This is a genomic window from Pseudacidovorax sp. 1753, from assembly GCF_040544975.1.
GTDB lineage: Bacteria > Pseudomonadota > Gammaproteobacteria > Burkholderiales > Burkholderiaceae_C > Xenophilus.
The window spans coordinates 239,141-262,658 of record NZ_JBEPKY010000003.1; the positions used below are offsets into that span (position 1 = coordinate 239,141).

General features: G+C 67.6%; 21 protein-coding genes and 1 tRNA gene. 11 read left to right on the top strand and 11 right to left on the bottom strand.

Annotated elements, in window-relative coordinates; genetic code table 11:
- Nucleotides 1-4: 4 nt before the first annotated feature.
- The gene (ntrC, locus tag ABIC63_RS05455; protein ID WP_294364972.1) at nt 5-1,588 is read left to right on the top strand and encodes a nitrogen regulation protein NR(I); all 1,584 of its coding nucleotides are present in this window, start codon (nt 5-7) and stop codon (nt 1,586-1,588) included.
- 33 nt (nt 1,589-1,621) lie between these two features.
- Here the strand turns inward: ntrC and xth are convergent, their stop codons facing one another.
- The 5 genes from xth to ABIC63_RS05480 all read right to left on the bottom strand — a co-directional run bounded on the left by xth (nt 1,622) and on the right by ABIC63_RS05480 (nt 5,072).
- The gene (xth, locus tag ABIC63_RS05460; protein WP_294364973.1) at nt 1,622-2,401 is read right to left on the bottom strand and encodes an exodeoxyribonuclease III; all 780 of its coding nucleotides are present in this window, start codon (nt 2,399-2,401) and stop codon (nt 1,622-1,624) included.
- A 145-nt stretch (nt 2,402-2,546) separates the two neighbouring features.
- Nucleotides 2,547-2,870, bottom strand: a complete 324-nt coding sequence (locus ABIC63_RS05465; protein WP_234194213.1) for a hypothetical protein — start codon at nt 2,868-2,870, stop codon at nt 2,547-2,549.
- Between the two features lie 686 nt (nt 2,871-3,556).
- A tRNA-Ser gene (locus ABIC63_RS05470) sits at nt 3,557-3,647 on the bottom strand.
- Nucleotides 3,648-3,662: 15 nt separating this feature from the next.
- Entirely contained in the window at nt 3,663-4,589 is a 927-nt protein-coding gene (locus ABIC63_RS05475; protein ID WP_294364976.1) for an SPFH domain-containing protein, read from the bottom strand.
- Between the two features lie 57 nt (nt 4,590-4,646).
- The gene (locus ABIC63_RS05480) at nt 4,647-5,072 is read right to left on the bottom strand and encodes an NfeD family protein (protein WP_114804118.1); all 426 of its coding nucleotides are present in this window, start codon (nt 5,070-5,072) and stop codon (nt 4,647-4,649) included.
- A 135-nt stretch (nt 5,073-5,207) separates the two neighbouring features.
- Here ABIC63_RS05480 and ABIC63_RS05485 point away from each other — a divergent pair, with 135 nt between their 5' ends.
- Entirely contained in the window at nt 5,208-7,502 is a 2,295-nt protein-coding gene (locus ABIC63_RS05485) for an Orn/Lys/Arg family decarboxylase (RefSeq protein ID WP_354318982.1), read from the top strand.
- A 46-nt stretch (nt 7,503-7,548) separates the two neighbouring features.
- On the opposite strand, the gene ABIC63_RS05490 is transcribed toward ABIC63_RS05485, so the two are convergent.
- Genes ABIC63_RS05490 through ABIC63_RS05500 form a run of 3 tightly spaced genes read right to left on the bottom strand, consistent with a single transcriptional unit; the run spans nt 7,549 to nt 9,712 of the window.
- Entirely contained in the window at nt 7,549-8,415 is an 867-nt protein-coding gene (locus ABIC63_RS05490) for an EamA family transporter (protein WP_354318983.1), read from the bottom strand.
- Nucleotides 8,412-8,966, bottom strand: coding sequence for a phosphonate degradation HD-domain oxygenase (locus ABIC63_RS05495; protein ID WP_294364985.1), 555 nt, complete (start codon nt 8,964-8,966; stop codon nt 8,412-8,414). The genes ABIC63_RS05490 and ABIC63_RS05495 overlap by 4 nt, the downstream gene beginning before the upstream one ends.
- Before the next feature lie 8 nt (nt 8,967-8,974).
- Nucleotides 8,975-9,712 (bottom strand): phosphonate utilization associated transcriptional regulator, encoded by a 738-nt coding sequence (locus tag ABIC63_RS05500; RefSeq protein WP_354318984.1) that lies wholly within the window; start codon nt 9,710-9,712, stop codon nt 8,975-8,977.
- Nucleotides 9,713-9,870: 158 nt separating this feature from the next.
- On the opposite strand from ABIC63_RS05500, the gene ABIC63_RS05505 reads away from it, so the two are divergent.
- The 5 genes from ABIC63_RS05505 to phnX are packed head-to-tail and all read left to right on the top strand — an operon-like array spanning nt 9,871 to nt 15,769.
- On the top strand, nt 9,871-10,908 hold the full coding sequence (locus tag ABIC63_RS05505; RefSeq protein WP_294364991.1) for a putative 2-aminoethylphosphonate ABC transporter substrate-binding protein: 1,038 nt from the start codon (nt 9,871-9,873) through the stop codon (nt 10,906-10,908).
- Nucleotides 10,909-10,946: 38 nt separating this feature from the next.
- Nucleotides 10,947-12,074, top strand: coding sequence for a putative 2-aminoethylphosphonate ABC transporter ATP-binding protein (locus ABIC63_RS05510; protein WP_354319036.1), 1,128 nt, complete (start codon nt 10,947-10,949; stop codon nt 12,072-12,074).
- 2 nt (nt 12,075-12,076) lie between these two features.
- A complete protein-coding gene (locus tag ABIC63_RS05515) occupies nt 12,077-13,777 on the top strand; it encodes a putative 2-aminoethylphosphonate ABC transporter permease subunit (protein ID WP_354318985.1) in 1,701 nt (566 codons plus the stop codon).
- Between the two features lie 19 nt (nt 13,778-13,796).
- Nucleotides 13,797-14,930: a TIGR03364 family FAD-dependent oxidoreductase gene (locus ABIC63_RS05520; protein ID WP_354318986.1), complete on the top strand. Its 1,134-nt coding sequence runs from the start codon at nt 13,797-13,799 to the stop codon at nt 14,928-14,930.
- A 20-nt stretch (nt 14,931-14,950) separates the two neighbouring features.
- Entirely contained in the window at nt 14,951-15,769 is an 819-nt protein-coding gene (gene phnX, locus ABIC63_RS05525) for a phosphonoacetaldehyde hydrolase (RefSeq protein WP_294364997.1), read from the top strand.
- Nucleotides 15,770-15,856: 87 nt separating this feature from the next.
- Here the strand turns inward: phnX and ABIC63_RS05530 are convergent, their stop codons facing one another.
- From ABIC63_RS05530 to fabI, 3 genes are read right to left on the bottom strand one after another with little or no spacing between them, the layout of a single operon-like run.
- Nucleotides 15,857-16,276 (bottom strand): YbaN family protein, encoded by a 420-nt coding sequence (locus ABIC63_RS05530; RefSeq protein WP_294364998.1) that lies wholly within the window; start codon nt 16,274-16,276, stop codon nt 15,857-15,859.
- A 5-nt stretch (nt 16,277-16,281) separates the two neighbouring features.
- Nucleotides 16,282-17,118 (bottom strand): DNA ligase, encoded by an 837-nt coding sequence (locus tag ABIC63_RS05535; RefSeq protein ID WP_294365927.1) that lies wholly within the window; start codon nt 17,116-17,118, stop codon nt 16,282-16,284.
- A 25-nt stretch (nt 17,119-17,143) separates the two neighbouring features.
- The gene (gene fabI, locus ABIC63_RS05540; RefSeq protein ID WP_017762261.1) at nt 17,144-17,938 is read right to left on the bottom strand and encodes an enoyl-ACP reductase FabI; all 795 of its coding nucleotides are present in this window, start codon (nt 17,936-17,938) and stop codon (nt 17,144-17,146) included.
- A 37-nt stretch (nt 17,939-17,975) separates the two neighbouring features.
- Between fabI and ABIC63_RS05545 the strand changes: the two genes are divergently transcribed.
- Genes ABIC63_RS05545 through ABIC63_RS05560 form a run of 4 tightly spaced genes read left to right on the top strand, consistent with a single transcriptional unit; the run spans nt 17,976 to nt 23,483 of the window.
- Entirely contained in the window at nt 17,976-19,772 is a 1,797-nt protein-coding gene (locus tag ABIC63_RS05545) for an extracellular solute-binding protein (protein ID WP_354318987.1), read from the top strand.
- Nucleotides 19,773-19,782: 10 nt separating this feature from the next.
- On the top strand, nt 19,783-20,817 hold the full coding sequence (locus ABIC63_RS05550; protein WP_294365011.1) for a microcin C ABC transporter permease YejB: 1,035 nt from the start codon (nt 19,783-19,785) through the stop codon (nt 20,815-20,817).
- A gap of 2 nt (nt 20,818-20,819) precedes the next feature.
- On the top strand, nt 20,820-21,863 hold the full coding sequence (locus ABIC63_RS05555) for an ABC transporter permease (RefSeq protein WP_294365014.1): 1,044 nt from the start codon (nt 20,820-20,822) through the stop codon (nt 21,861-21,863).
- Between the two features lie 3 nt (nt 21,864-21,866).
- A complete protein-coding gene (locus ABIC63_RS05560) occupies nt 21,867-23,483 on the top strand; it encodes an ABC transporter ATP-binding protein (RefSeq protein WP_354318989.1) in 1,617 nt (538 codons plus the stop codon).
- Nucleotides 23,484-23,518 lie beyond the last annotated feature (35 nt).

The window sequence follows — 23,518 nt, forward strand, 5'->3', positions numbered from 1 at the left end:
CTGCATGAAGCCGATCTGGATAGTGGACGACGACCAATCGATACGCTTCGTGCTTGAAAAGGCGCTGTTGCGAGAGGACCTGCCGACGCGCAGCTTCACCAATACCCGCGAAGTCCTCGCCGCGCTCGAAGCCGCCAACGACGACGAGATGCAGGGACCGCAGGTGCTGGTCAGCGACATCCGCATGCCGGGTGGTTCGGGCCTGGACCTGCTGGACAAGATCAAGCAGAAGCATCCCGGCCTGCCGGTCATCATCATGACGGCCTTCTCCGACCTGGACAGCGCCGTGTCGGCCTTCCAGGGGGGCGCCTTCGAGTACCTGCCCAAGCCCTTCGACCTGCCGCGTGCGGTCGAGCTCATCCGCCGCGCGGTGGACGAGAGCCAGCGCGAGGAGGTGGCCGAGGAGCGCATGCAGGCCACGCCCGAGATGCTCGGCCAGGCGCCTGCGATGCAGGACGTGTTCCGCGCCATCGGCCGCCTGTCGCAGAGCAATGTGACGGTGCTGATCACCGGCGAATCGGGCTCGGGCAAGGAACTGGTGGCGCGCGCGCTGCACAAGCATTCGCCTCGGTCCAACGGGCCCTTCGTGGCCATCAATACGGCGGCGATCCCCAAGGACCTGCTGGAGAGCGAGCTCTTCGGCCATGAGCGCGGCGCCTTCACGGGCGCACAGACCATGCGCCGCGGCCGCTTCGAGCAGGCCGACGGCGGCACGCTGTTCCTCGACGAAATCGGCGACATGCCCTTCGATCTGCAGACCCGCCTGCTGCGCGTGCTGTCGGACGGGCACTTCTACCGGGTCGGCGGGCACAACGCGGTCAAGGCCAATGTGCGCGTGATCGCGGCCACCCACCAGGACCTCGAGCAGCGGGTGAAGCAGGGTGTGTTCCGCGAGGACTTGTTCCACCGCCTCAACGTCATCCGCCTGCGGCTGCCGGCCTTGCGCGAGCGCAAGGAGGACGTGCCTTCGCTCACGCGCCACTTCCTGCAGCAAAGTGCCAAGCAACTGGGCGTGGAGCCCAAGCGCATCTCCGATGCGGCCCTGTCGCAGCTGTCGGCCTTCAACTTCCCGGGCAACGTGCGGCAGCTGGAAAACATCTGCCACTGGCTCACGGTGATGGCGCCAGCCCAGTTGATCGAGCCGAAGGACCTGCCGCCCGAGGTGCTGTCGAACGCGGCGTCGGAGGCGGGCCTCGGCACAGGCGCGCCGCTCCAGGCGGGCGTGCCGTCCGTCACGACGCCGGTGGAGACGGCCGCCTTCGAGCCTGCCGCTGGCGCTGCCGCGGCAATGCCGGTGTCCATGCCAATGGTCGCAGCGGCTCCAGCGGCGACGCCCATGGCGACGGTGGCCGCGGCTGCGACGGCCAGTTGGGAGCAGGGGCTCGACGCGGAAGCGCAGGCGATGCTGGCGGCCGGTCAGCCGGACGTCTGGGATGCCCTCTCGCGGCGCTTCGAATCGCATCTCATCCTGACCGCACTGTCCTTCACGCGTGGCCGCCGCATCGAGGCGGCGCAGAAGCTCGGCATCGGCCGCAACACCATCACGCGAAAGATCGCCGAACTCGGACTGGATCAGGACGACGCCTGATCGCGTCCGGCACTGCCGGCCCGCGGTACAAGCTCAGCCGCCCAACTCCATCACCACGGGGGCATGGTCGCTGGGCTTCTCCCATTTGCGCGGCACACGGTCGATGGTGCATGAACGCACCTCGGGAACCAGCGGCTCGCTGACCAGAATGTGGTCGATGCGCAGGCCACGGTTCTTCTGGTAGCCGAGCATGCGGTAGTCCCACCACGAGAAGCTTTTCTCGGGCTGCTCGAACAGGCGGAAGCCGTCGACCAGGCCCAGTTGCAGCAGCGCCTGGAAATGCTGACGCTCTTCGGTCGTGTGGTGGATCGTCTCCTTGAGGCCCACCGGGTCGTAGCTGTCACGGTCCTCCGGCGTGATGTTGAAGTCGCCCAGGAGCACCAGCCGCGGATGTGCGGCCATCTCGGCGCGCAGCCAGTCGCGCAGTGCGTCCAGCCAGCGCATCTTGTAGGCGAACTTGTCGGAGCCCGGCGCCTGGCCGTTGACGAAGTAGCCGTTGACCACGCGCAGCGGGCCGGTGGGCGTGTCGACGGTCGCGCTGATCACGCGCGAATGCTCGTCCTCGAAGCCGCCGATGTTGCGCTGGACCTCGCGCAGCGGCGACAGGCTCAGCAGCGCGACGCCGTTGTAGGTCTTCTGGCCGAAGCTCGCGGCCTCGTAGCCGGCGGACTTGAGCACCTCCAGCGGAAACTTGTCGTCGGTCATCTTGAGCTCCTGCAGGCACAGGAGATCGACGGGGTTGGCGATCAGCCAATCCAGCACATGCTGCAGGCGGGCCGTGAGAGAGTTGACGTTCCAGGTGGCGATTTTCATGAGGCGACGTTGGTCCCAGTCGGTCGACGGGTTGAGGTGGCGGGGGAGCACGGGCCAGCGGCGAGCCGAGTGAGGCTTCCGTGGCGTGCCGGCCCGCCATCCTATCGGCAGGTGTGCCCGTCGTGCGGCAGCGGAGGCCTCCATGTCACGGCGGATCGCTTTCCCATGGGAAGAGCTTGGAGCGCAGGGCCTGGACGGCCTCCGGGGTATGGGGCGACGCGGCGTCCTGGAGGGAGCGCACGTAGGCCCGCAGATGTTCCCTGGCGCCATCCGGCAGCGATCGCCCCGTCTCGGACTTTTCCAGGTGGCCGTTCAGGTAGTGGTCGAGCAGGAACTGGCAGTCTTCGTGCCGGGGGTGGGTCGAAATGATGGCCATGAGGGCGAAGAGCAGTCCCCGCCGTTCAAGTCGCATCGTCAGTACTTCGTTGCGCAGCGTGTTGAGCTTGGCTGCGAGTTCGTCATTGGTCATGCCTTGGCCGTTGCCTCGGAGTTACGGGGCGGCCATTCTTTCGGGCAGTTCTTGCCCCACGCACCACGGGCGTTTCAACAGGCGGGGCAGGGCGTCTGCAGGAGTGGCTCAGCGCGTGGTGGCGCCATGCCTTCGGGTTGCGGCGGTGCGAGGAATCAATAGGCCGGCGCGGATTCGCGCGCGAGTACCGGTGCCGCACCGCGACCGATCCTGGACGGCTGTGCGTGCCGGGTCGTGTCTGGCAGCGCAGGAGGCCTGGCGGGGCGACTGTCAGGGCAGCCTGCGCACTCTGGCGCGAGGCGGATCAGACTTGGCGTTTGCGGGCGGAGCGCTCGCGCAGACGTCCGAACGCGGCGTTTCGCAACTTCAGCAGATAGTTGCGCTTGGCACCCTCGGACATCTTGGATTGGAAAAGGTGCCGGAGATCGCCTCCTCCGGATTCCGTGGATCCCCCGCGCGGATCCGAACCCCCATCACCCGCGCCGCTGTTTGACCTGCTGTCCATGCTGTTGCGCTCCTTACGTGCTGTTTCGCGATTGTGAACTCGCCCTCGTTGCGCTGTAAACAAAAGTGTGCGCAAAAATTAAGACAGTCGACAATTGCGCAAAAGTGGAGCATCTCTGGGGAGCAGATGGCAGCGCTGCAGACATAAAAAAACCCGTTGCGCATGCAACGGGTTTCGTATTTGGCGGAGCAGGCGGGATTCGAACCCGCGGTGGGCTATTAACCCACACACGCTTTCCAGGCGTGCGACTTAAACCACTCATCCACCGCTCCGTGGAGCCCATGATTCTAACCCGGATTTGAGCCGCTGCGGCCCGCGCGAACCATCTGCATCGCCGAGGCGATCAATCCGGCGGTGTCGGTCATGTTGCTGGGCACGATCAGGGTGGTCTTGGCGTCCGCCGCGACCTTGCTGTAGGCATCGACGGCGCGCTCGGCGACCTTCAACTGCACGGCTTGATCGCCCCCTGGCTGCCGGATGGCGGCCGCGATGCGCTCGATCGCGAGCGCCGTGGCCTCGGCCACTGCGGTGATGGAGGCGGCCTCGCCCTGTGCGTTGTTGATGGCCGCCTGCTTCTCGCCCTCGGAGCGGGCGATGTAGGCCTCGCGTTCGCCAGTGGCGATGTTGATCTGCTCCTGGCGCCGGCCCTCGGAGGCGGCAATCAGCGCCCGCTTCTCGCGCTCTGCCGTGATCTGCGCCTGCATGGCGCGCAGGATCTCGGCGGGCGGCGTCAGGTCCTTGATCTCATAGCGCAGCACCTTCACGCCCCAGTTGAGCGCGGCCTCGTCGATGGCGGCCACGACCTGGGCGTTGATGATGTCGCGCTCCTCGAAGGTCTTGTCCAGTTCCAGCTTGCCGATCACGCTGCGCAGCGAGGTCTGCGCCAGCTGGGTGACGGCCACGATGTAGTTGGAGGAGCCGTAGCTCGCCCGCATCGGATCGGTCACCTGGAAGTAGAGGATGCCGTCCACCTGCAACTGCGTGTTGTCACGCGTGATGCAGATCTGGCTGGGCACATCGAGCGGGATCTCCTTCAGGCTGTGCTTGTAGGCCACGCGGTCGATGAAGGGGATGAGGAAGTTGGGCCCCGGCGTCATCGTGCTGTGGTACTTGCCCAGCCGTTCACGGACCCAGGCGTTCTGCTGGGGCACGAACTTGATGGACTGCCAGATGAAGATGACGGCGATGACCAGGATGACGAGGGCGATTTCCATGGCAGTTCGATGAAGTGAGATTGAAAGGTTCCGCGAGCTCGGCGCAGTCCCGAATGATCAGAGAGGCTCCAGCACAAGACGGTTGCCCTGCAACTCGACGACGCGGTGCGCTCCCGGCTGGCCGCGGCCGCCGGCGCGGAGCACGGCCGTCCATTGCGCACCCCGGTGACGCACGAGCGCCGTGCCATCCGCGAGCCAGGCGTCGACCTGCACGCGTTCGCCGATGTCGAGGTTCATGTCGGGGCTGGCCTGCGGCGGCGGTCCAGCGGGGCGCGCGCGCTGCTTGAGATACCAGGCGCCCACCGTGCCCACGCCGACCACGGCGGCCACGACCAGTTGGACGGGCAGCGCGGCACCCAGATGCGCTGCGACGGCCGCGGCCGCGAAGGCTACGGCCGTCAGCAGAAGGTAGATGGTGCCGGAGACCAGTTCCAGCGCGACGGCTGCACCGGCCAGCAGCCACCAGAGCGTCGATTGAGCCATGGACGAGTTCCTACAGCAAAGAGGTGGCGGGAAGCCCCACATTCTGGGGCACGTCGCATGACGCGGCCGTCATCTGGATTCCTTACACTTCGCGCCTTCTTTGCGCACCCCCCAAAAGCCGGAGCCCGACAGCCCATGAAATTCCGCTTTCCCATCGTCATCATCGACGAGGACTTCCGCTCCGAGAACACCTCCGGACTGGGCATCCGCGCCCTGGCCCAGGCCATCGAAAGCGAGGGCTTCGAGGTGCTGGGCGTGACCAGCTACGGAGACCTGTCGCAGTTCGCGCAGCAGCAAAGCCGGGCGAGCGCCTTCATCCTGTCGATCGACGACGAGGAATTCACCATCGGCCCAGACCTCGACCCGGCCGTGCTGAACCTTCGCACCTTCATCGGCGAGGTGCGACGCAAGAACACCGACGTGCCGATCTACATCTACGGCGAGACCAAGACCAGCCGGCACCTGCCCAACGACATCCTGCGCGAACTGCATGGCTTCATCCATATGTTCGAGGACACGCCGGAGTTCGTGGCCAAGCACATCATCCGCGAGGCCAAGAGCTACCTCGAGACGGTGCAGCCGCCGTTCTTCAAGGCACTGATCGACTACGCGGAAGATGGCTCCTATTCGTGGCACTGCCCGGGCCACTCGGGCGGCGTGGCCTTCCTCAAGAGCCCCGTCGGTCAGATGTTCCATCAGTTCTTCGGCGAGAACATGCTGCGTGCGGACGTCTGCAATGCGGTGGAAGAACTGGGCCAGCTCCTGGACCACACGGGCCCCGTCGCCGCCAGCGAGCGCAATGCGGCACGCATCTTCAACGCCGACCATTGCTTCTTCGTCACCAACGGCACGTCCACGTCCAACAAGATGGTGTGGCACCACACGGTGGCGCCCGGCGATGTGGTGGTGGTGGACCGCAACTGCCACAAGTCGATCCTGCACGCGATCATCATGACCGGCGCCATCCCGGTGTTCATGAAGCCCACGCGCAACCACTACGGCATCATCGGCCCGATCCCCAAGAGCGAGTTCGAGCCCGAGGCCATCAAGGCCAAGATCTGCGCCAACCCGCTGCTCAAGGACGTCGACGCCGACACCGTCAAGCCGCGCGTGCTGACGCTCACGCAGTCCACCTACGACGGCGTGATCTACAACACCGAGACCATCAAGACGATGCTCGACGGCTACGTCGACACGCTGCACTTCGACGAGGCCTGGCTGCCGCATGCGGCCTTCCATCCCTTCTACGGGCCGTACCACGCCATGGGCAAGCGCCGTGCGCGGCCCAAGGAATCGCTGGTGTTCGCCACCCAGTCCACGCACAAGCTGCTGGCCGGCATCAGCCAGGCCAGCCATGTGCTGGTGCAGGACTCGCAGAACCGCCAGCTGGACCGGGACCTCTTCAACGAGGCCTACCTGATGCATTCGTCCACCAGCCCGCAGTACGCCATCATCGCCAGTTGCGACGTGGCGGCCGCCATGATGGAGCCGCCCGGCGGCACCGCGCTGGTGGAAGAGAGCATCCTCGAGGCCCTGGACTTCCGTCGCGCCATGCGCAAGGTGGAGGAGGAGTTCGGCAAGGACGAATGGTGGTTCAAGGTCTGGGGCCCGGAGCACCTGGTCGAGGAAGGCATCGGTCGCGCCGACGACTGGATCATCAAGGGCGAGACCCGCGCCGGCAACGGCGGCAAGAAGAACGGCGCGCGCAACTGGCACGGCTTCGGCAAGTTGGCCGACGGCTTCAACATGCTCGACCCGATCAAGTCGACCATCGTGACGCCCGGCCTGGACCTCGACGGCAAGTTCGCGCCCACCGGCATCCCGGCGAGCATCGTCACCAAGTTCCTGGCCGAGCATGGTGTGATCGTGGAGAAGACGGGCCTGTACAGCTTCTTCATCATGTTCACCATCGGCATCACCAAGGGCCGCTGGAACACGCTGCTGACGGCGCTGCAGCAGTTCAAGGACGACTATGCCCGCAACCAGCCCATGTGGCGCATCCTGCCGGAGTTCTGCCAGCAGCATCCCATCTACGAGCGCATGGGCCTGCGCGACCTGTGCCAGCGCGTGCACGAGCTGTATGCCAAGTACGGCATCGCCCGGCTGACCACCGAGATGTACCTGTCGGACCTGGAGCCGGCTATGAAGCCCAGCGAGGCCTTCGCCCACATCGCGCACCGCAAGACCGAGCGCGTGGAGATCGACCACCTCGAAGGCCGCATCACCACCAGCCTGATCACGCCGTATCCGCCCGGCATTCCGCTGCTGATCCCGGGCGAGGTCTTCAACAAGAAGATCGTGGACTACCTGAAGTTCGCGCGCCAGTTCAACCTGGAGTGCCCGGGGTTCGAGACCGACATCCACGGCCTGGTGGCCCGCGTGGACGAGAAGGGCAAGAAGCGCTACTACGCGGATTGCGTCAAGCGCTGACCCTGTGCTCGACGGGGCGCCGCCTTTTGTGCGCTGCGCGCCCGTGTCATCCGAACCGCAGTGCCATCACGCCGCCGACCACCACGGCGGTACCGAGGGCGCGCTGCAGCCCGAAGCGCTCCCGCAGCCACAGCGTGCCGATGAGCGCGGCGAAAAGCACCGAGGTCTCGCGCAGTGCCGCCACCACCGCCACGGGCGCCCGCGTCATGGCCCAGAGCGCGATGCCATAGCTGGCCAGCGAGGCCGCCGTGCCCAGCCACGCCACACCCAGGCGGCCACGCATGTAGGCGAGAGCATCACGCCGCCCCTGCGGACCGCGCCGCCACAGCACCAGCAGCATGAAGGGCAGGCCGTCGAAGACGAAGAGCAGGGCGACGTATGCGGCGGCGTTGCCGCTGGCCCGCACGCCGAGGCCGTCCACGACCGTATAGAGCGCGATGATGCAGGCGTTGGCCAGCGCGAAGCCCAGGGCCTTGCCGCGGTGCCCTGACGTGTGCAGATGACCGGGTGAAAGACCGAGCGTGAGTACGCCAGCACAGATGCCGGCCACACCGAACCATGCGAGCCCCGAGAGGCGCTCGCCCATCACCGTGAGGCTGCTGAGGGCCACCAGCAGTGGCGCGCTGCCGCGCATCACCGGGTAGGCCAGCCCCAGGTCACCGTGCTTGTACGCGCCGGCCAGGGCCACGTAGTAGCCCACATGGATCACGACCGAGGCGGCCAGATAAGGCCACGAAGCGGTGGCCGGCAGGCCGGTGAAGGCCAGGATGGGTAGCGCGATGAACAGTCCGAGGCTGTGGATCAGTGCCGTGTCCAGCGACTTGTCCGACGCCGACTTGATGAGTGCATTCCAGCTGGCATGGAGCACCGCGCCGAACAGCACGGCCAGCGCGACAGGGCCCGTCAGCGTCATGCGCCTGGGGCCAGCATGCAGCGACGCGCGCGCGCCAGGTAGTGCGGCAGGTCGGGGGTGGCGAGGTCGGCCTGCTTGGCCGTGTCGTCCCACAGCCGCAGGCGGACCGCCTCCTGCGCATGCGGGCGCTGCATGAAGCGCATGGCTTCTTCGTCGCTGAATACGCCGCCCTGTAGAACCAGGCTGCGCTTGGAGTCGTCCGAGAGGGCGGCCCAGTAGTCCGGACGGGTCGCGCACAGGTAGCGCTTGGCGTCGACGTGCCAGGCAATGGCGTCGAGGACCCGATCCGGAAAGAGCCCGCGGAGGAAGGGCAGGGCATGGAACTGGTGCCGGTCGTCGATGCCGCGCAGCGTGGGCGTCTCGCCCTGGTCGTTGAGCAGGTGGCCGATGTCGTGAAGCAGGGCGGCCGTGACGAGCGCGTCGTCGGCATCTTCCTGCTCGGCCAGGTAGGCACTCTGCAGCGCATGTTCCAACTGGGTCACGGGTTCGCCGCTGTACTGCTCGGCGCCGCGGCGCGCGAAGAGGTTCTCGATGTCGTGAAGGGTCAACATGGCGGGCCTCAGGACGCGGCGAGCGAGGCAGCGCCGCTGCCCGTGGTCGAGCCGCGCTGTTTCTCCCAGTTGAGGCGCGTGCGCTCGCGGCTGTTCATCACATGTTGGTACATGGCCTGGCCCGCGGCATCCGGGTCACCGGAGGCGATGGCCTTGAGGATGGCGCGATGCTCGCGCGAGTAGACGGCCATCGATTCGTCGGTGAGGTTTTGCCGGCGGAACAGCGACAGCTCGTTCACCAGCTTGCGATAGGTGGCGACCAGCTTGGCGTTGCCGGCCAGCTCCAGCAGGCGGTCATGGAAGGCGAGGTTGAAGCGGTGGTAGTCCTTGGCGTCGCCCGCTTTCACCGCCTGGTCCATGGCCTCGACCAGCTGCCGCAGTTCGCGCACCTGGGCCGGGGCGGCTGTCTCGGCCAGCTTGCGGCCCACATACAGGTCCATCACGGCACGCACCTCGAAGATCTCCAGCGCTTCCTCGATGGGCACATCGCGCACGAAGACGCCGCGGTTCTTTTCGGTGCGTACCAGGCCGCCTTCCTCCAGCATGCGGAAGGCCTCGCGCACCGGCCCGCGCGAGACGCCCAACTGGTCGGCCAGCGTGGCCTCGGTGAGCTTGGCGCCGGGGCCGAGCTCGCCGTCCAGGATCATGCGTTCGATTTCTGCCTGCACCACATTCGCCAGCGAATGGCACTGAAGCTGTGCGATGACGGGATGGGAAGAGACCTTCTTGGCAGGGGCGGCAGGCATGGCGCGATGGTAGGTTCGAGAGCGTAGATTGTCTACGATCTACAAAGAACAATAGACAAAGAGGTGGAGCAGGCCCCGATTTTGCTTGGCGACCGTGTCACGAAGATGTCGTTTCGCGGCGGCACATTCGCCCGGTCATTTCATCGAGGAGCCTGCCCATGCACTTTTCCGTCAAGACCATCGCGACCGCCCTCATCGGCCTGGCCGCTACCGGCGCGGCCTTCGCGCAGAAGACCCAGCTGACGGTCTACACCGCGCTGGAGACCGACCAGCTCAAGGCCTACCAGAGTGCCTTCAACAAGGTCGAGCCCGACATCGAGATCAAGTGGGTGCGCGACTCCACCGGTGTGATCACTGCCAAGCTGCTGGCCGAGAAGGCCAATCCGCAGGCCGATGTGGTGTGGGGTGTGGCCGCCTCCAGCATGGCGCTGTTCGACAAGCAGGGCATGCTCGAGCCCTATGCGCCACTGAACCTGGACGCGGTGATGCCGCAGTACCGCGACAAGAAGAACCCGCCCGCCTGGGTCGGCATGGACGTGTTCGGTGCCGTCGTGTGCTTCAACACGGTCGAAGCCAAGAAGAAGAACATCCCCGTCCCCACCACCTGGAAGGACCTCACCAAACCCGAGTACAAGGGCCAGGTGGTGATGCCCAACCCCGCCTCGTCGGGCACCGGCTACTTCGACGTCGCGGCCTGGCTGCAACTGTGGGGCGACGACGCCGGCAAGGGCGGCGGCTGGAAGTACATGGATGCGCTGCACGAGAACATCGCGCAGTACACGCACTCCGGCTCCAAGCCCTGCAACATGGCGGCCTCCGGCGAATACGTGGCGGGCATCTCCTTCGAGTACCGCGGCTACACCAACAAGGCCAAGGGCGCGCCCATCGAGCTGGTGTTCCCCAAGGAGGGCCTGGGCTGGGACCTGGAGGCCGTCGGCATCTACAAAGGCACCAAGAAGCTGGACGCCGCGAAGAAGCTGGCGAACTGGGCGACGTCGAAGGACGCCATGCTGCTCTACGGCAAGAACTTCGCCGTGACTGCCCAGCCGGGCGTGGCCCCCAAGCTGGCGGGCATCCCCGGCGACTACGAGGCCCGCCTGATCAAGATGGACTTCGAGAAGTCCGCCACCAACCGCGAGCGCACCCTGGCCGAGTGGACGCGCCGCTACGACGCCAAGAGCGAGGCGAAGAAGTGATGAACGCGCCGGCGCATGTCCATGCGGCCGACCGCAGCATGGGTGCTGCGCCGGCGCCGCTGTCCCTGGTTGAAAGCGTGCCCCAGCCCGACTACCTGCGGCTGCAGGGTGTGCACAAGCGCTTCGGCGCCTTCACGGCGCTGGAGTCCATCGACTTGACCATTCCGCAGGGCGAGCTGGTGTGTTTCCTCGGCCCCTCGGGCTGTGGCAAGACCACCTTGCTGCGCATCATCGCGGGGCTGGAAGTGCAGACGGGCGGCCAGCTCTGGCAGGGCGGTACCGACATCTCGCGCCTGCCGCCTGCACAGCGCGACTACGGCATCGTCTTCCAGTCCTATGCGCTCTTTCCCAACCTGAGCATTGCGGACAACGTGGCGTATGGGCTGGTCAACCAGCGGCGCCCGCGCAAGGACATCGCCGCGCGTGTCGACGAACTGCTGCAGCTCGTGGGCCTGCCCGGCAGCGGCGGCAAGTACCCGGCGCAGATGTCCGGCGGCCAGCAGCAGCGGGTAGCGCTGGCGCGCGCACTGGCCGCCTCGCCGGGCCTGCTGCTGCTGGACGAGCCCCTGTCGGCGCTCGACGCCATCGTGCGGGTGCACCTGCGCAACGAGATCCGTGCGCTGCAGCGCCGGCTGGGCGTCACCACCATCATGGTGACGCACGACCAGGAAGAGGCCCTGTCCATCGCCGACCGCATCGTGGTGATGAACCATGGCGTGATCGAGCAGGTGGGCACGCCGTTGCAGGTCTATCGCGAGCCCGCGACGCCCTTCGCGGCCGAGTTCGTCGGCAAGGTCAACCGGCTGCCCGCCGTGGCCGAGGGCGGGCGCTGGTTCCGGTGCGGCGACCGGCGCTGGCAGGTCGAGGCTGGCCACGGCGCCGACTACCGACCGGGCCGGGAAGTGATGCTCTACCTGCGTCCGGAAGACCGGGCGATGACCGGCTTCGACGCCGACCATCCGGGCCTGTGCATCGGCACGGTGGCGCATATCGAGTTCCTCGGCGGCAATTGCCTGGCCGAGCTGGTGGTGGAGGGGCTGCCGGGGCCGCTGCAGCTGCAGTTCTCGCTCAACCAGAAGGACGAGTTCGGCGTGCAGCAGGGCCGTCGGTTGCGCTTCGCGCTGCGGCTGGACCGGCTGCGGGCCTTCCCCGCGGCGGAGGCCTGAGCATGCAGACCGCGATCCGCCTGCCGGCCGTCCGGCTGTATGTGCACTGGAGCGACCGTGTGGCGCACTTGCTGCTGGTGGCCGTGGCGCTGTTGCTGGTCATCGGCCTGCTGTTGCCCTTGGGCGCCATCCTGTCGCAGGCATTGCAGCAGACTGAGGGGCGCTCGGGCTGGGGCCACTTCCGTGCCTACCTCGCATCGCCCGCCTTGCTGGGCAGCCTCTGGAACAGCCTGTGGGTGTCCGCGCTGGTGACGGCGCTCGTCATCCCGCTGGCCTTCGGCTTCGCCTATGCGCTCACGCGCAGCTGCATGCCCGCCAAGGGCCTGCTGCGCAGCATCACGCTGCTGCCCCTGCTTGCGCCTTCGCTGCTGTCGGCCATCTCGCTGATCTACTGGTTCGGCAACCAGGGCGCGGCCAAGGGGCTGTGGCAGGCGCTGGGCTTCGAGAGCATCTATGGCGCGCCGGGCATCGTGCTGGCGGAATGCTTCGCCACCTTTCCGCATGCGCTGATGATTCTGGTGACGGCGCTGTCGCTGGCCGACGCACGGCTCTATGAAGCCGCCGACGCGATGGGCACGCGCACCCTGCGGCGTTTCTTCACCATCACGCTCCCGGGCGCGAAGTACGGGCTGATCTCCGCCGCCTTGGTGGTGTTCACGCTGGTCATCACCGACTTCGGCATCCCCAAGGTGGTCGGCGGCAACTTCAACGTGCTGGCGACCGACGTGTTCAAGCTGGTGATCGGCCAGCAGGACTTCCAGCGTGGCGCCGTCGTCGCCCTGCTGCTGCTGGCGCCCGCGCTGCTGACCTTCGCGGTCGATCACCTGGTGCAGCGCAAGCAGACGGCCATGCTCACGGCGCGCGCCGTGGCGCTGGCGCCCCGGCCTGCAAAGGGCTTCGATGCTGCCATGACTGCCTATTGCCTGCTCGTGTGCGCACTGATGGTGGCGATGTTCGGCATGGCGGTGTTCGCTTCCTTTGCCAAGCTGTGGCCCTACAACCTCACGCCCAGCCTCGACCATTACGTCGCCGGCATCGTCGATGCCGAACTGGGCGGCGCGGTGCTCAACAGCCTGCTGCTGGCAGCCTGTACGTCCGTGGTCGGCACAGCCGTGGTGTTCTGCGGCGCCTACCTGCTGGAGAAGACGCGCGGCCTGGATGTGCTGCGTCCCCTGATCCGGCTGATGGCCATGCTGCCCATGGCGGTGCCGGGATTGGTCCTCGGCCTGGGCTACATCTTCTTCTTCAACGCGCCGTGGAACCCGCTCAATGGCCTGTACCAGACCATGGGCCTGCTGGTGTTGTGCACGGTGGTGCACTTCTACACGACGGGTCACCTGACCATGGTGACGGCCCTGAAGGCCATCGACGGCGAGTTCGAGGCCGTCGCCGCCTCACTCAAGGTGCCGGTGTTCACCACCGTGCGCCGCGTCACGCTGCCGATCTGCCTGCCCGTGCTGCTGGACGTGTCGCGCTACTTCTTCATCAACGCGATGACCACCATCTCGGCGGTCGTCTTCCTGTACTCGCCCGAGACGCGCCTGGCCTCGGTCGCCATCCTCAACCTCGACGAGGCGGGCGAGATCGGCGCTGCCGCCGCCATGGCGGTATTGATCGCCGGGACCTCGGCGATCGTGAACGTGCTGTACCTGCTGCTCGGCCGTTGGGTGGACCGCCGCACCCAGCGCTGGCGGCTGCGATGAGCCAAAGGGATTCCCACGAATGAGCAACACCCATTTCGACCTGATCGTGGTCGGTGCCGGCATCGTCGGCCTGGCCCATGCGTACACCGCCGCGCGGCGCGGCTTCAATGTCTGCGTGATCGAGAAGGACGCCGCCTGCGTCGGTGCGTCCATCCGCAACTTCGGCTTCGTGACCGTGACCGGACAGGGCGCCGGCGACACCTGGCGCCGCGCCCGACGCGCACGCGAGGTGTGGGGCGAGGTGGCGCCGCAGGCTGGCGTCGAGGTGGTCCACCAGGGCCTGTACCTCACGGCCTTCCGCGACAAGGCGCTGGCGGTGCTGGAGCAGTTCATGGACACCGAGATGGCCGAAGGCTGCGAACTGCTGGACGTGGCCGAGGCCGCGCAGCGCGCACCGACGTTGCGGTTGGACGGGCCCGAAGGCCCGGCCCGTGCGGTCCTCTACAGCCCGCACGAGGCGCGTGTGGAGTCGCGCACCGCCATCGGCCTGCTGGCGGCCTGGCTGGCCGAGGCGCATGGCGTGGTCTTCCGCTTCAGCGAACAGGTGCTGGAGGTGGCGACGCCGCGCGTGCGCACCGCCCGCGCCACGCTGCATGCGGAGCGCGTGGTCGTCTGCACCAACATCGAACTGAACGGCCTGTTTGCCGAGCGGCTGGCGCCGCATCGCCTGCAGCTGTGTCAGTTGCACATGCTGCGTGTTCAGCCACCCAAGGGGTTCAAGCTGCCCGGCTCGGTCATGGCCGACCTGAGCCTGGTGCGCTACCACGGCTACAGCAAGCTGCCGGCGGCGCAGGCGCTGCGGGCCCAGCTGGAGGCGGAGGAGGGCGGGTCGCTGGCTCATGGCATCCACCTGATCGTGGTGCAGAGCGCCGACGGCTCGCTGGTGGTGGGGGACTCCCACCACTACGGCCCGGTGCTTGAACCCTTCGCCGACACGCAGGTAGACGCGTTGATGCTGCGTCACATGCAGGAGGCGCTGCACCTGCCCGACTACACCGTCACCCAACGCTGGGTGGGCACCTATCCCTCGTCGCCCGACACTGACTGCCTGATCGACGCGCCGGACGACGCCACCCGGCTGGTGATCGTCACCAGCGGCACCGGCGCCAGCACGGCCTTCGGCATCGCCGAAGAAGTCTTCGCCGCTTGGTAGGCCGGACCTCCGCATATCCCATGACTGACCAGCAAAAACTCCAGGCCGTCGTCTTCGACTGGGCCGGCACCATCATCGACTTCGGCTCCTGCGCGCCCATGGGCGCCTTCGTGCGCTTGTTCGAGCGCTACGGCATCGACCTCAGCATCGCCGAGGCGCGCGGCCCCATGGGCGTGGCCAAGTGGGACCACATTCATGCGCTCAGCCAACTGCCAAGCGTGGCGGCCCAGTGGGAGGCGCGCTTCGGCCGCGGCTTCACGCGGGCCGACATCGACGAGCTCTACGAGGTGTTCACGCCCATGAACGCGGCCGTGGTGCCCGACTTCTGCGACTTCATCCCGGGCGCGCTCGACACCGTGGCCGCCGTGCGTGCGCGTGGCCTGCGCATCGGCTCCACCACCGGCTACAACCGGCCGATCATGGAGGTGGTGACGCCCATCGCCGCGAAAGCCGGCTATGTGCCGGACAACCTCGTGTGCGCGGGCGACCTGGCGGCCGGCCGGCCTTCGCCCTTGATGATGTACCGCTGCTTCGCCGACCTCGGCGTGTGGCCGGCCCATACGGTGGTGAAGGTCGACGACACCGGCGTGGGCGTGCAGGAGGGCCTGAATGCCGGCGCCTGGGCAGTGGGGCTGGCGATCAGCGGCAATGCGGCGGGCCTGACGCTGGCCGAGTGGCAGGCGCTCGATGCCGCAGGCCAGACAGCAGTGCGCACCCGTGCGACGGCGGAGCTGAAGAGCGCCGGGGCGCACTACGTGATCGACAGCGTGGCGGAACTGATGCCGCTGCTGGACGACATCGACGCGCGGATGGCGCGCGGCGAACGGCCGTCGGCCTGAACCCCTGTCGGCGCGCGACGCGAGCCTGGCGTGCCGCCGAGGCGGCCATCCACGTCGATGCCCCCGGCCGCTGACACGATCCGAGTCTCAAGGCTCCGGCCGCCGCCAGAGCCAGATCAGCACGCAGGCCATGGCGCCGATCCCTGCGGCGGCCCCCCAGCGGGAGGGCGACAGCCAGATCAGCACGACGGCGCACACGACCATGGCCGCCGCCGCGCTGCGCTTGGCCCGTCGGCTGACGCGGCCGCCGGCGCGCCAGTTCAAGATCAGCGGCCCAAACAGCGGATGCCTTTCGAGCCAGCCCGCGAGCCGCGGCGAACTGCGGGCGGCCGCCCAGGCGGCCAGCAGCACGAAGGGCGTGGTCGGCAGGCCCGGCAGGACGACACCGGCCACGGCCAGGGCCAACGCCACCACGGCCAGCGCCATCATCAGCCAGCGCGCCGGGCCACGCAGATGGCGCGGCGCCTCGTACTGCCGTGGCGGCGAGGGCGGCGGATTGGGCTCCACGGGCTTCAGCGGTCCGTGCGCACGCGCATGAATCGCGCGAAGCGTGGAACGCCCTGTGCCGTGAGCCCGTTGTAGCGGTAGGTCACCGTGCTGCCCACCGGCGGCGGATCGTCGCGCTGTGCATCGGTGAAGCCACCGCCCAGCTTGAAGACCAGGCCTTCGGGCGTTCGCACCTGCAGCGCGCCCATCCGGCCCGCATGCCGGCCCTGGCCCGGCAGGTGCGCGAGCACCACCGCCTCGGCATCATCGTAGGGCTTGACCTTGAGCAGGTCCGCGCTGCGGCCTGCGCCATAGAGCGAACTGCCCCGATGCAGCATCAGTCCTTCGCCGCCAGCCCGCACCGTGGCGTCGAGCTGCCGCCGGAGTGCCTCGGCCGTGGTGGCGCGTTCCTGCCGAACGGGCTCGAGCCAGGGGGTGGCCTTGACCGGCAGCAGCCGCTGCAGCACCTGCAGCCGATGGTCGAAGTCACCGGATTCGGCGGGCAGGTCGAAGACCATGAAGCGCATGGCGCGCCACGCTGCATCGTCAGGTGCCTGGCTGCGTACCGTGCCGGAGGCATGCTCGAAGCGCCCGCGGCCGGCCCAGAGCTCGCCATCCATGGGCTGCTGCGGCCAGCCGGCCGTGAACCACGCCGGCGCGGCGATACGCTCGCCGCCGCGCGTCCACAAGGCCTGCCCGTCCCAGAAGCCGCGAACGCCGTCGTACTTCTCGCTGACCCAGTAGCCGTCGAGCGGCATGCCCGGGCGCCAGACCTCTGCCAGCATGAGGGCAGGCGGCGCGGCCCATGCCGGCGCGCACAGGGCGGCCGACAACGTCGCCAGCAGAAAACCGCGACGCCACATGACCGTCACGCGAGGAGATGGATGATCAGCCTTCGGACGGCTCGTCGATGCCGCCGACCACGTTGCTGAAGCCGCCATCCACGTAGGTGATCTCGGCGGTCACGCCACCGGCCAGGTCGGACAGCAGGAAGGCCGCCACATTGCCCACGTCGTCGATGGTCACGTTGCGGCGGATGGGCGAGACGGCCGCCACTGCGGGCAGCAGCTTGCCGAATCCCTTGATGCCGCTGGCAGCCAGCGTCTTGATGGGGCCGGCGCTGATGCCGTTGACGCGCACGCCCTTGGGGCCCAGCGAGCCGGCCAGGTAGCGCACCGAGGCTTCCAGGCTGGCCTTGGCCAGGCCCATCGTGTTGTAGTTGGGCACCACGCGCACGGCGCCCAGGTAGGTCAGCGTGAGCAACGCGGCCTGGTCGTTGAGGTAGGGAAGGGCGGCCTTGGCCATGGCCGGGAAGCTGTAGGCGCTGATGTCGTGCGCGATCTTGAAAGCCTCGCGCGACAGGCCTTCGAGGAAGTCGCCGGCGATGGCCTCGCGCGGCGCAAAGCCGATGCTGTGGACGAAGCCGTCGAACTTGGGCCAGGTCTGCGAGAGGTCCTCGAACAGCTTGGCGATCTGGGCATCGTCGCCCACGTCGCAGTCGAAGACCAGCTTGGAATCGAAGTCGGCAGCGAACTCGGTGATGCGGTCCTTGAAGCGTTCGCCCACGTAGCTGAAGGCGAGTTCTGCGCCTTGCGCATGGCAGGCCTTGGCGATGCCGTAGGCGATGGAACGGTTGGAGAGGACGCCGGTGATCAGAAGTTTCTTGCCGCTGAGAAAGCCCATGGGTCTGCCTTGAGAAAAACTTGGGCAGAATTCTCGCATGCGACTCTGGCTGCTCCCGGCCCTCCTGGTTGCGGCGCTGCCCGTGTGGGGTGCGCACGCCTATGCCCAGTTCGGCGACATCAAGTACTCCGCCGGCTTCACCCACTTCGATTACGTCAATCCGGACGCACCCAAGGGCGGGGAGATCCGGCTGGTGCCGCCGATCGCGGTCACGCAGTTCGACAAGTTCAATCCCTTCACACTCAAAGGCACCGCGCCCGCAGGCCTCACGGACCTGGTGCTCGAGTCGCTGCTCGTGGGCAATCTGCAGGAGCCCTCGACGGCCTACGGCCTGCTGGCCGAGGATGTGGAGGTGGCGCCCGACCATCGCTCTGCCGTATTCCGCCTGCGGCCCGAGGCGCGCTTCAGCGACGGCACGCCAGTGCTGGCCGAAGACGTCGTGTATTCGTGGCGTACGCTCATCAGCAAGCAGGCGGCGCCGCAGTACCGCACGCTGCTGGCGGGCATCCGCAGCGTCAAGGCCGTCAGTGAGCGCGTGGTGCGCTTCGACTTCGATTCGGACAACCGCGAGTTGCCGCTGCTGGCCGGTGGCATCCCGGTCTTCAGCCAGCGCTGGGGCCAGGGCAAGCCCTTCGACCAAGTCATCACCGAACTGCCCATCGGCTCTGGTCCGTATCGGCCATCCAGCGCCCGGCTGGGCCGTGACATCACCTACGTGCGCGACAAGAACTACTGGGGGCGTGACCTCGCGGTGCGCCGCGGGCAGTACAACTTCGACCGCATCACCTACAAGCTCTACCTGGACGATACGGCCCGCTTCGAGGGCCTGAAGGCGGGCGAGTACGACCTCAAGCGCGAGTTCATCTCGCGCAACTGGGCGCGCCAGTACACCGGCCGCGCCTTCGACCGCGGCGAGGTGAAGAAGCAGGTCTTTCCCAGCGGGGCACCGGGCGACTACCAGGGCTACATCTTCAACCTGCGCAACCCCAAGCTGCAGGACGTGCGGGTGCGCCAGGCGCTGGCCCTGACCATGGACTTCGAATGGCTGAACCGCCAGATGTTCTATGGCATCTACACGCGCGTGCAGGGTTGGTTTCCCAACAGCCCCTTCCAGGCCAAGGGCCTCCCGGGCGCCGATGAACTGGCCTTGCTGGAGCCGCTGCGCGGCCAGCTCCGGCCCGAGGTCTTCGGGCCGGTGCCGCTGTCGCCCAGCACCGTGCCGCCCTCCAGCCTGCGCGAGAACCTGCGCAAGGCCCGCGATCTGCTCGCCCAAGCGGGCTGGACCTATCGCGACGGCGCGCTGCGCAATGCCAAGGGCGAAGCCTTCGCGCTCGAATACCTCAACGCCCAGCCTTCGGGCGTGCGGCTGGTGCTGCCGATGCAGGCCGCCATGGCCAAGCTGGGCATCCAGATGACGGTGCGCAACGTCGACGGTGCGCTGTACCAGCAGCGCATGAACGACTTCGATTTCGAGCTCGGCAGCATCCGCATCCCGGCACGGACCACGCCGGGCAGCGAACTGCTCGAATACTTCGGCTCCGAAGCAGCCGGCACGCATGGGTCGGCCAACTACTGGGGCCTGAAGGATCCGGCGGTGGACGCGCTCATTCGCCGCGTGCTGGCCGCCACCACGCGCGACGAGCTGGGCGCCGCCATGCGCGCGCTCGACCGCGTGCTCACCAACGGCTACTACGGCATCCCGCAGTGGTACAGCAGTGGCTTCCTGGTGGGCTACCGGCCCGCCGGCTTCGTGCTGCCGCCGAGCGTCCCGCCCTACTACGAACCGGACAGCTGGGCCGCGGCAACGTGGTGGGCGTCCCCCAGCAACAAGTAGGCAGCGCGGCATGCCCATCTACATCCTCAAACGTCTGCTGCTGATGGTGCCGACCCTGCTGGGCGTGCTGCTGGTGAGCTTCGCGGTCATCCAGTTCGTGCCGGGCGGTCCGGTCGAGCAGATGGTGTCGCAACTGCAGGGCCGATCGGCCGGGGGCGAGGGGCCTTCTGCCGGTGGGTCGGCCTACCGCGGCCGGCAAGGGCTCAGCGCGCAGCAGGTGGCCGAGATCAAGGCCCTCTACGGCTTCGACAAGCCGGCGCCCGAGCGCTTCTGGCAGATGCTTAAAGCCTTCGCGCGCTTCGACCTCGGCCAGAGCTTCTACCAGCGCAAGGCGGTGTGGGACCTGGTCAAGGAGAAGCTGCCGGTGTCTGTCAGCCTGGGCCTGTGGACCTTCTTCATCAGCTACCTCATCGCCGTGCCGCTGGGCGTCGCCAAGGCGGTGCGGGCGGGCACGCGCTTCGACTTCGTGACAACGCTGCTCGTGCTGGTGGGCTATGCGATTCCGGGCTTCGTACTTGGCGTGGCCCTTCTCGTGATCTTTGGCGGCCAGTTGCAGTGGTTTCCGCTGCGCGGGCTCACCTCGGCCAACTGGGAGCAGATGTCCTGGGGCGCGCGAATCGTTGACTACCTGTGGCACATCGCGCTGCCCATCACGGCTATGGTGCTGGGCAGCTTTGCCGTCACGGCCATGCTGACCAAGAACGCCTTCCTCGAAGAGATCCGCAAGCAGTACGTGCTGACGGCCCGCGCCAAGGGCCTGCGCGAGAAGCAGATCCTGTGGAAGCACGTCATGCGCAATGCGCTGATCCCCATCATCACGGGCTTCCCGGCCGCCTTCATCGGTGCCTTCTTCACCGGCTCATTGCTGATCGAGACGCTGTTCTCGCTCGACGGCCTGGGCCTGCTCAGTTACGAGAGCGTGATCCGCCGCGACTATCCCGTGGTGCTGGGCACGCTCTACCTCTTCACGCTGATCGGCCTGGTGACCAAGCTGATCAGCGACCTCTGCTACGTGTGGGTGGATCCGCGCGTGAAGTTCGACTGAGCATGAGCGACACCTCCGCGCCTTCCGTTCCCTTGTCGCCAGGGCGCCGTGCCTGGCGGCGCTTTCGCCGCAACCGGCTGGGCTTCGTCAGCCTGGTGCTGTTCACCGTGCTGGTGGTGCTGAGCCTCTTCGCCGAGGTGCTGTCGTCCGACCGGCCGCTGGTGGTGCGCTACGACGGCCAGCTCTATTTTCCGGTGCTGACCGACTATTCCGAGAAGACCTTCGGCGGCGACTTCGAGACACCGGCCGACTACCTCGACCCATTCATCCGTGAGCGCATCACGCAGGGGGGCAACTGGGCGTTGTACGCGCCGAACCCGTACGGGCCCCGCACCCTGAACTACTTCGCCAGCCGGCCGAACCCGGCTGCGCCCTCGTCCGAGAACCTGCTGGGCACCGACGACCGCGGCCGCGACCTCTTGGCACAGCTCATCTACGGCTTCAGGGTGAGCGTGCTGTTCGCGCTGGCGCTAACAGCCATCGGCGTGGTGCTCGGCGTGATCACCGGCGCCATCCAGGGCTTCTTCGGCGGCAGGACCGACCTGGCCTTCCAGCGCTTCATCGAGATCTGGGGCTCCATGCCCGAGCTCTACCTGCTGATCATCTTCAGCGCGATCTTCGCGCCCAGCGTGGCGCTCTTGCTGGTGCTGCTCTCGCTCTTCGGCTGGATGGGACTGTCGGACTATGTGCGGGCCGAGTTCCTGCGTAACCGACAGATGGACTATGTGCGCGCGGCCCGCGCCCTGGGCGTGGGCAACCTGGCCATCATGTGGCGACACATCCTGCCCAATAGCCTGGTGCCGGTGGTGACCTTCCTGCCCTTTCGCATGAGCGCGGCCATCCTGGCGCTGACCTCGCTGGACTTCCTCGGCCTCGGGGTGCCACCGGGCACGCCGTCCCTGGGCGAACTGCTCAACCAGGGCAAGGCCAACATCGACGCCTGGTGGATCTCGCTGTCCACCTTCGGTGTGCTGGTGGTGACGCTGATGTTGCTCACCTTCATGGGTGACGCGCTGCGCGACGCCATGGATCCGCGGAAGGCCTGATTCATGACCGAAGCGCTTCTTCGTGTGAACAACCTGCGCATCGCGTTCGACGGCAAACCGGTGGTGCATGGCGTCGACTTCGAGCTGGCACCGGGCGAGAAGCTGGCGCTGGTGGGCGAGTCCGGTTCGGGCAAGACCGTCACGGCGCTCAGTCTGCTGCGTCTGCTGCCCGATGCGCAGGTCAGCGGCGAGGCCCGGCTGGCGGGCGATCCGCCGCGCGATCTGCTGGCGCTGCCCGAACGCGCGTTGCGCGGCATCCGTGGCCGCGAGATCGCCATGATCTTCCAGGAGCCGATGACGGCCCTGAACCCGCTCTACCCGGTGGGCGACCAGATCGCCGAGGTGCTGCGGCTGCACGAAGGCCTCGACGCCCGCTCCGCCCATGAGGCGGCCGTGCAACTGCTGGCCGACACCGGCGTGCCGGAGCCGGCGCGGCGCGCGCGCGCCTTTCCGCATCAGCTGTCGGGCGGGCAGCGCCAGCGCGCCATGATCGCCATGGCGCTGGCCTGCAAGCCGCGGCTGCTGCTCGCCGACGAGCCAACGACGGCACTGGACGTCACCTTGCGCGTGCAGATCCTCGACCTGCTCGACACCCTTCAGCAGCGCCATGGCATGGCGGTGCTGATGATCACGCACGACCTCAACCTCGTGCGGCGCTTTGCCGACCGTGTGGCCGTGATGGAGCATGGGCGCATGGTGGAGCAGGGGAGTGTGCGGCAGGTCTTCGACGCGCCGCGGCATCCCTACACCTGCAAGCTGATCGACAGCCGGCCCGAGCGGCGCGTGGCCGAGGTGCCGGCGAAGGGCGACGAAGCGCCGGTGCTGTCGGCCCGCGAGGTCGCGGTCAGCTATCCCGTGCCGCGTCCGGGCGTTCGCGGCTGGTTCGGCCGCGACCGGTTCGTCGCGGTGCAGGACGCCGACCTTCTGATCCGACCCGGCGAGACGCTGGGCGTCGTCGGCGAGTCCGGATCCGGCAAGTCGACCTTGGCGTTGGCTGCACTGGGCTTGCTGCCCTTTGCGGGCGAGATGCGCGTGGCCGGGCTGGCGTGGCGCCGCGGCGCCAGGGCCGACCGGGCGCTGCGGCGGCAGGTGCAGGCCGTGTTCCAGGATCCTTTTTCGTCGCTGTCGCCGCGCATGACGGTGGCGCAGATCGTGGGGGAGGGCATGTCGGTCCACGCCCCCGAACTGCAGGCGCCGCAACGGCATGCGCGGGTCGTGCAGGCGCTCGCAGAAGTCGGGCTCGAAGAAGCGCAGTTCCCGCAGTTGCTGTCGCGCTATCCGCACGAGTTCTCGGGCGGACAGCGCCAGCGCATCGCCATTGCGCGCGCGCTGATCGTGCAGCCGCGCCTGCTGGTGCTGGACGAGCCCACCAGCGCGCTGGACGTCACCATCCAGAAGCAGGTGCTGGCCCTGTTGCAGCGGCTGCAGCGCGAGCAGGGCCTGGCCTACCTGCTCATCACGCACGACGTCGAGGTCGTCCAGGCGATGGCGCATCGCGTGGTCGTCATGAAGGATGGCCGCATCGTCGAGCAGGGGCCGGTCGATGCCGTGCTCGGCGCACCGGTCCATGCCTATACCCGTCAGCTCGTCTCCGCGGCGCTGATGGGGCATTCCACGTGAGCGGCGCCGGCCAGGGCGGCCCGCGCTCCGAAAGC

Excerpts from the sequence above, each read along its gene's own strand:
- ABIC63_RS05510 (WP_354319036.1), top strand. The coding sequence starts at position 10,947 with ATGGGTGCTGCGCCGGCGCCGCTGTCCCTGGTTGAAAGCGTGCCCCAG.
- ABIC63_RS05560 (WP_354318989.1), top strand. The coding sequence starts at position 21,867 with ATGACCGAAGCGCTTCTTCGTGTGAACAACCTGCGCATCGCGTTCGAC.
- ABIC63_RS05495 (WP_294364985.1), bottom strand. The coding sequence starts at position 8,966 with ATGTTGACCCTTCACGACATCGAGAACCTCTTCGCGCGCCGCGGCGCC.
- ABIC63_RS05520 (WP_354318986.1), top strand. The coding sequence starts at position 13,797 with ATGAGCAACACCCATTTCGACCTGATCGTGGTCGGTGCCGGCATCGTC.
- ABIC63_RS05490 (WP_354318983.1), bottom strand. The coding sequence starts at position 8,415 with ATGACGCTGACGGGCCCTGTCGCGCTGGCCGTGCTGTTCGGCGCGGTG.
- fabI (WP_017762261.1), bottom strand. The coding sequence starts at position 17,938 with ATGGGCTTTCTCAGCGGCAAGAAACTTCTGATCACCGGCGTCCTCTCC.
- ABIC63_RS05550 (WP_294365011.1), top strand. The coding sequence starts at position 19,783 with ATGCCCATCTACATCCTCAAACGTCTGCTGCTGATGGTGCCGACCCTG.
- ABIC63_RS05480 (WP_114804118.1), bottom strand. The coding sequence starts at position 5,072 with ATGGCTCAATCGACGCTCTGGTGGCTGCTGGCCGGTGCAGCCGTCGCG.
- ABIC63_RS05500 (WP_354318984.1), bottom strand. The coding sequence starts at position 9,712 with ATGCCTGCCGCCCCTGCCAAGAAGGTCTCTTCCCATCCCGTCATCGCA.
- ABIC63_RS05535 (WP_294365927.1), bottom strand. The coding sequence starts at position 17,118 with ATGTGGCGTCGCGGTTTTCTGCTGGCGACGTTGTCGGCCGCCCTGTGC.
- ABIC63_RS05515 (WP_354318985.1), top strand. The coding sequence starts at position 12,077 with ATGCAGACCGCGATCCGCCTGCCGGCCGTCCGGCTGTATGTGCACTGG.
- phnX (WP_294364997.1), top strand. The coding sequence starts at position 14,951 with ATGACTGACCAGCAAAAACTCCAGGCCGTCGTCTTCGACTGGGCCGGC.
- xth (WP_294364973.1), bottom strand. The coding sequence starts at position 2,401 with ATGAAAATCGCCACCTGGAACGTCAACTCTCTCACGGCCCGCCTGCAG.
- ABIC63_RS05465 (WP_234194213.1), bottom strand. The coding sequence starts at position 2,870 with ATGACCAATGACGAACTCGCAGCCAAGCTCAACACGCTGCGCAACGAA.
- ABIC63_RS05545 (WP_354318987.1), top strand. The coding sequence starts at position 17,976 with ATGCGACTCTGGCTGCTCCCGGCCCTCCTGGTTGCGGCGCTGCCCGTG.
- ABIC63_RS05485 (WP_354318982.1), top strand. The coding sequence starts at position 5,208 with ATGAAATTCCGCTTTCCCATCGTCATCATCGACGAGGACTTCCGCTCC.
- ABIC63_RS05505 (WP_294364991.1), top strand. The coding sequence starts at position 9,871 with ATGCACTTTTCCGTCAAGACCATCGCGACCGCCCTCATCGGCCTGGCC.
- ABIC63_RS05475 (WP_294364976.1), bottom strand. The coding sequence starts at position 4,589 with ATGGAAATCGCCCTCGTCATCCTGGTCATCGCCGTCATCTTCATCTGG.
- ABIC63_RS05555 (WP_294365014.1), top strand. The coding sequence starts at position 20,820 with ATGAGCGACACCTCCGCGCCTTCCGTTCCCTTGTCGCCAGGGCGCCGT.
- ntrC (WP_294364972.1), top strand. The coding sequence starts at position 5 with ATGAAGCCGATCTGGATAGTGGACGACGACCAATCGATACGCTTCGTG.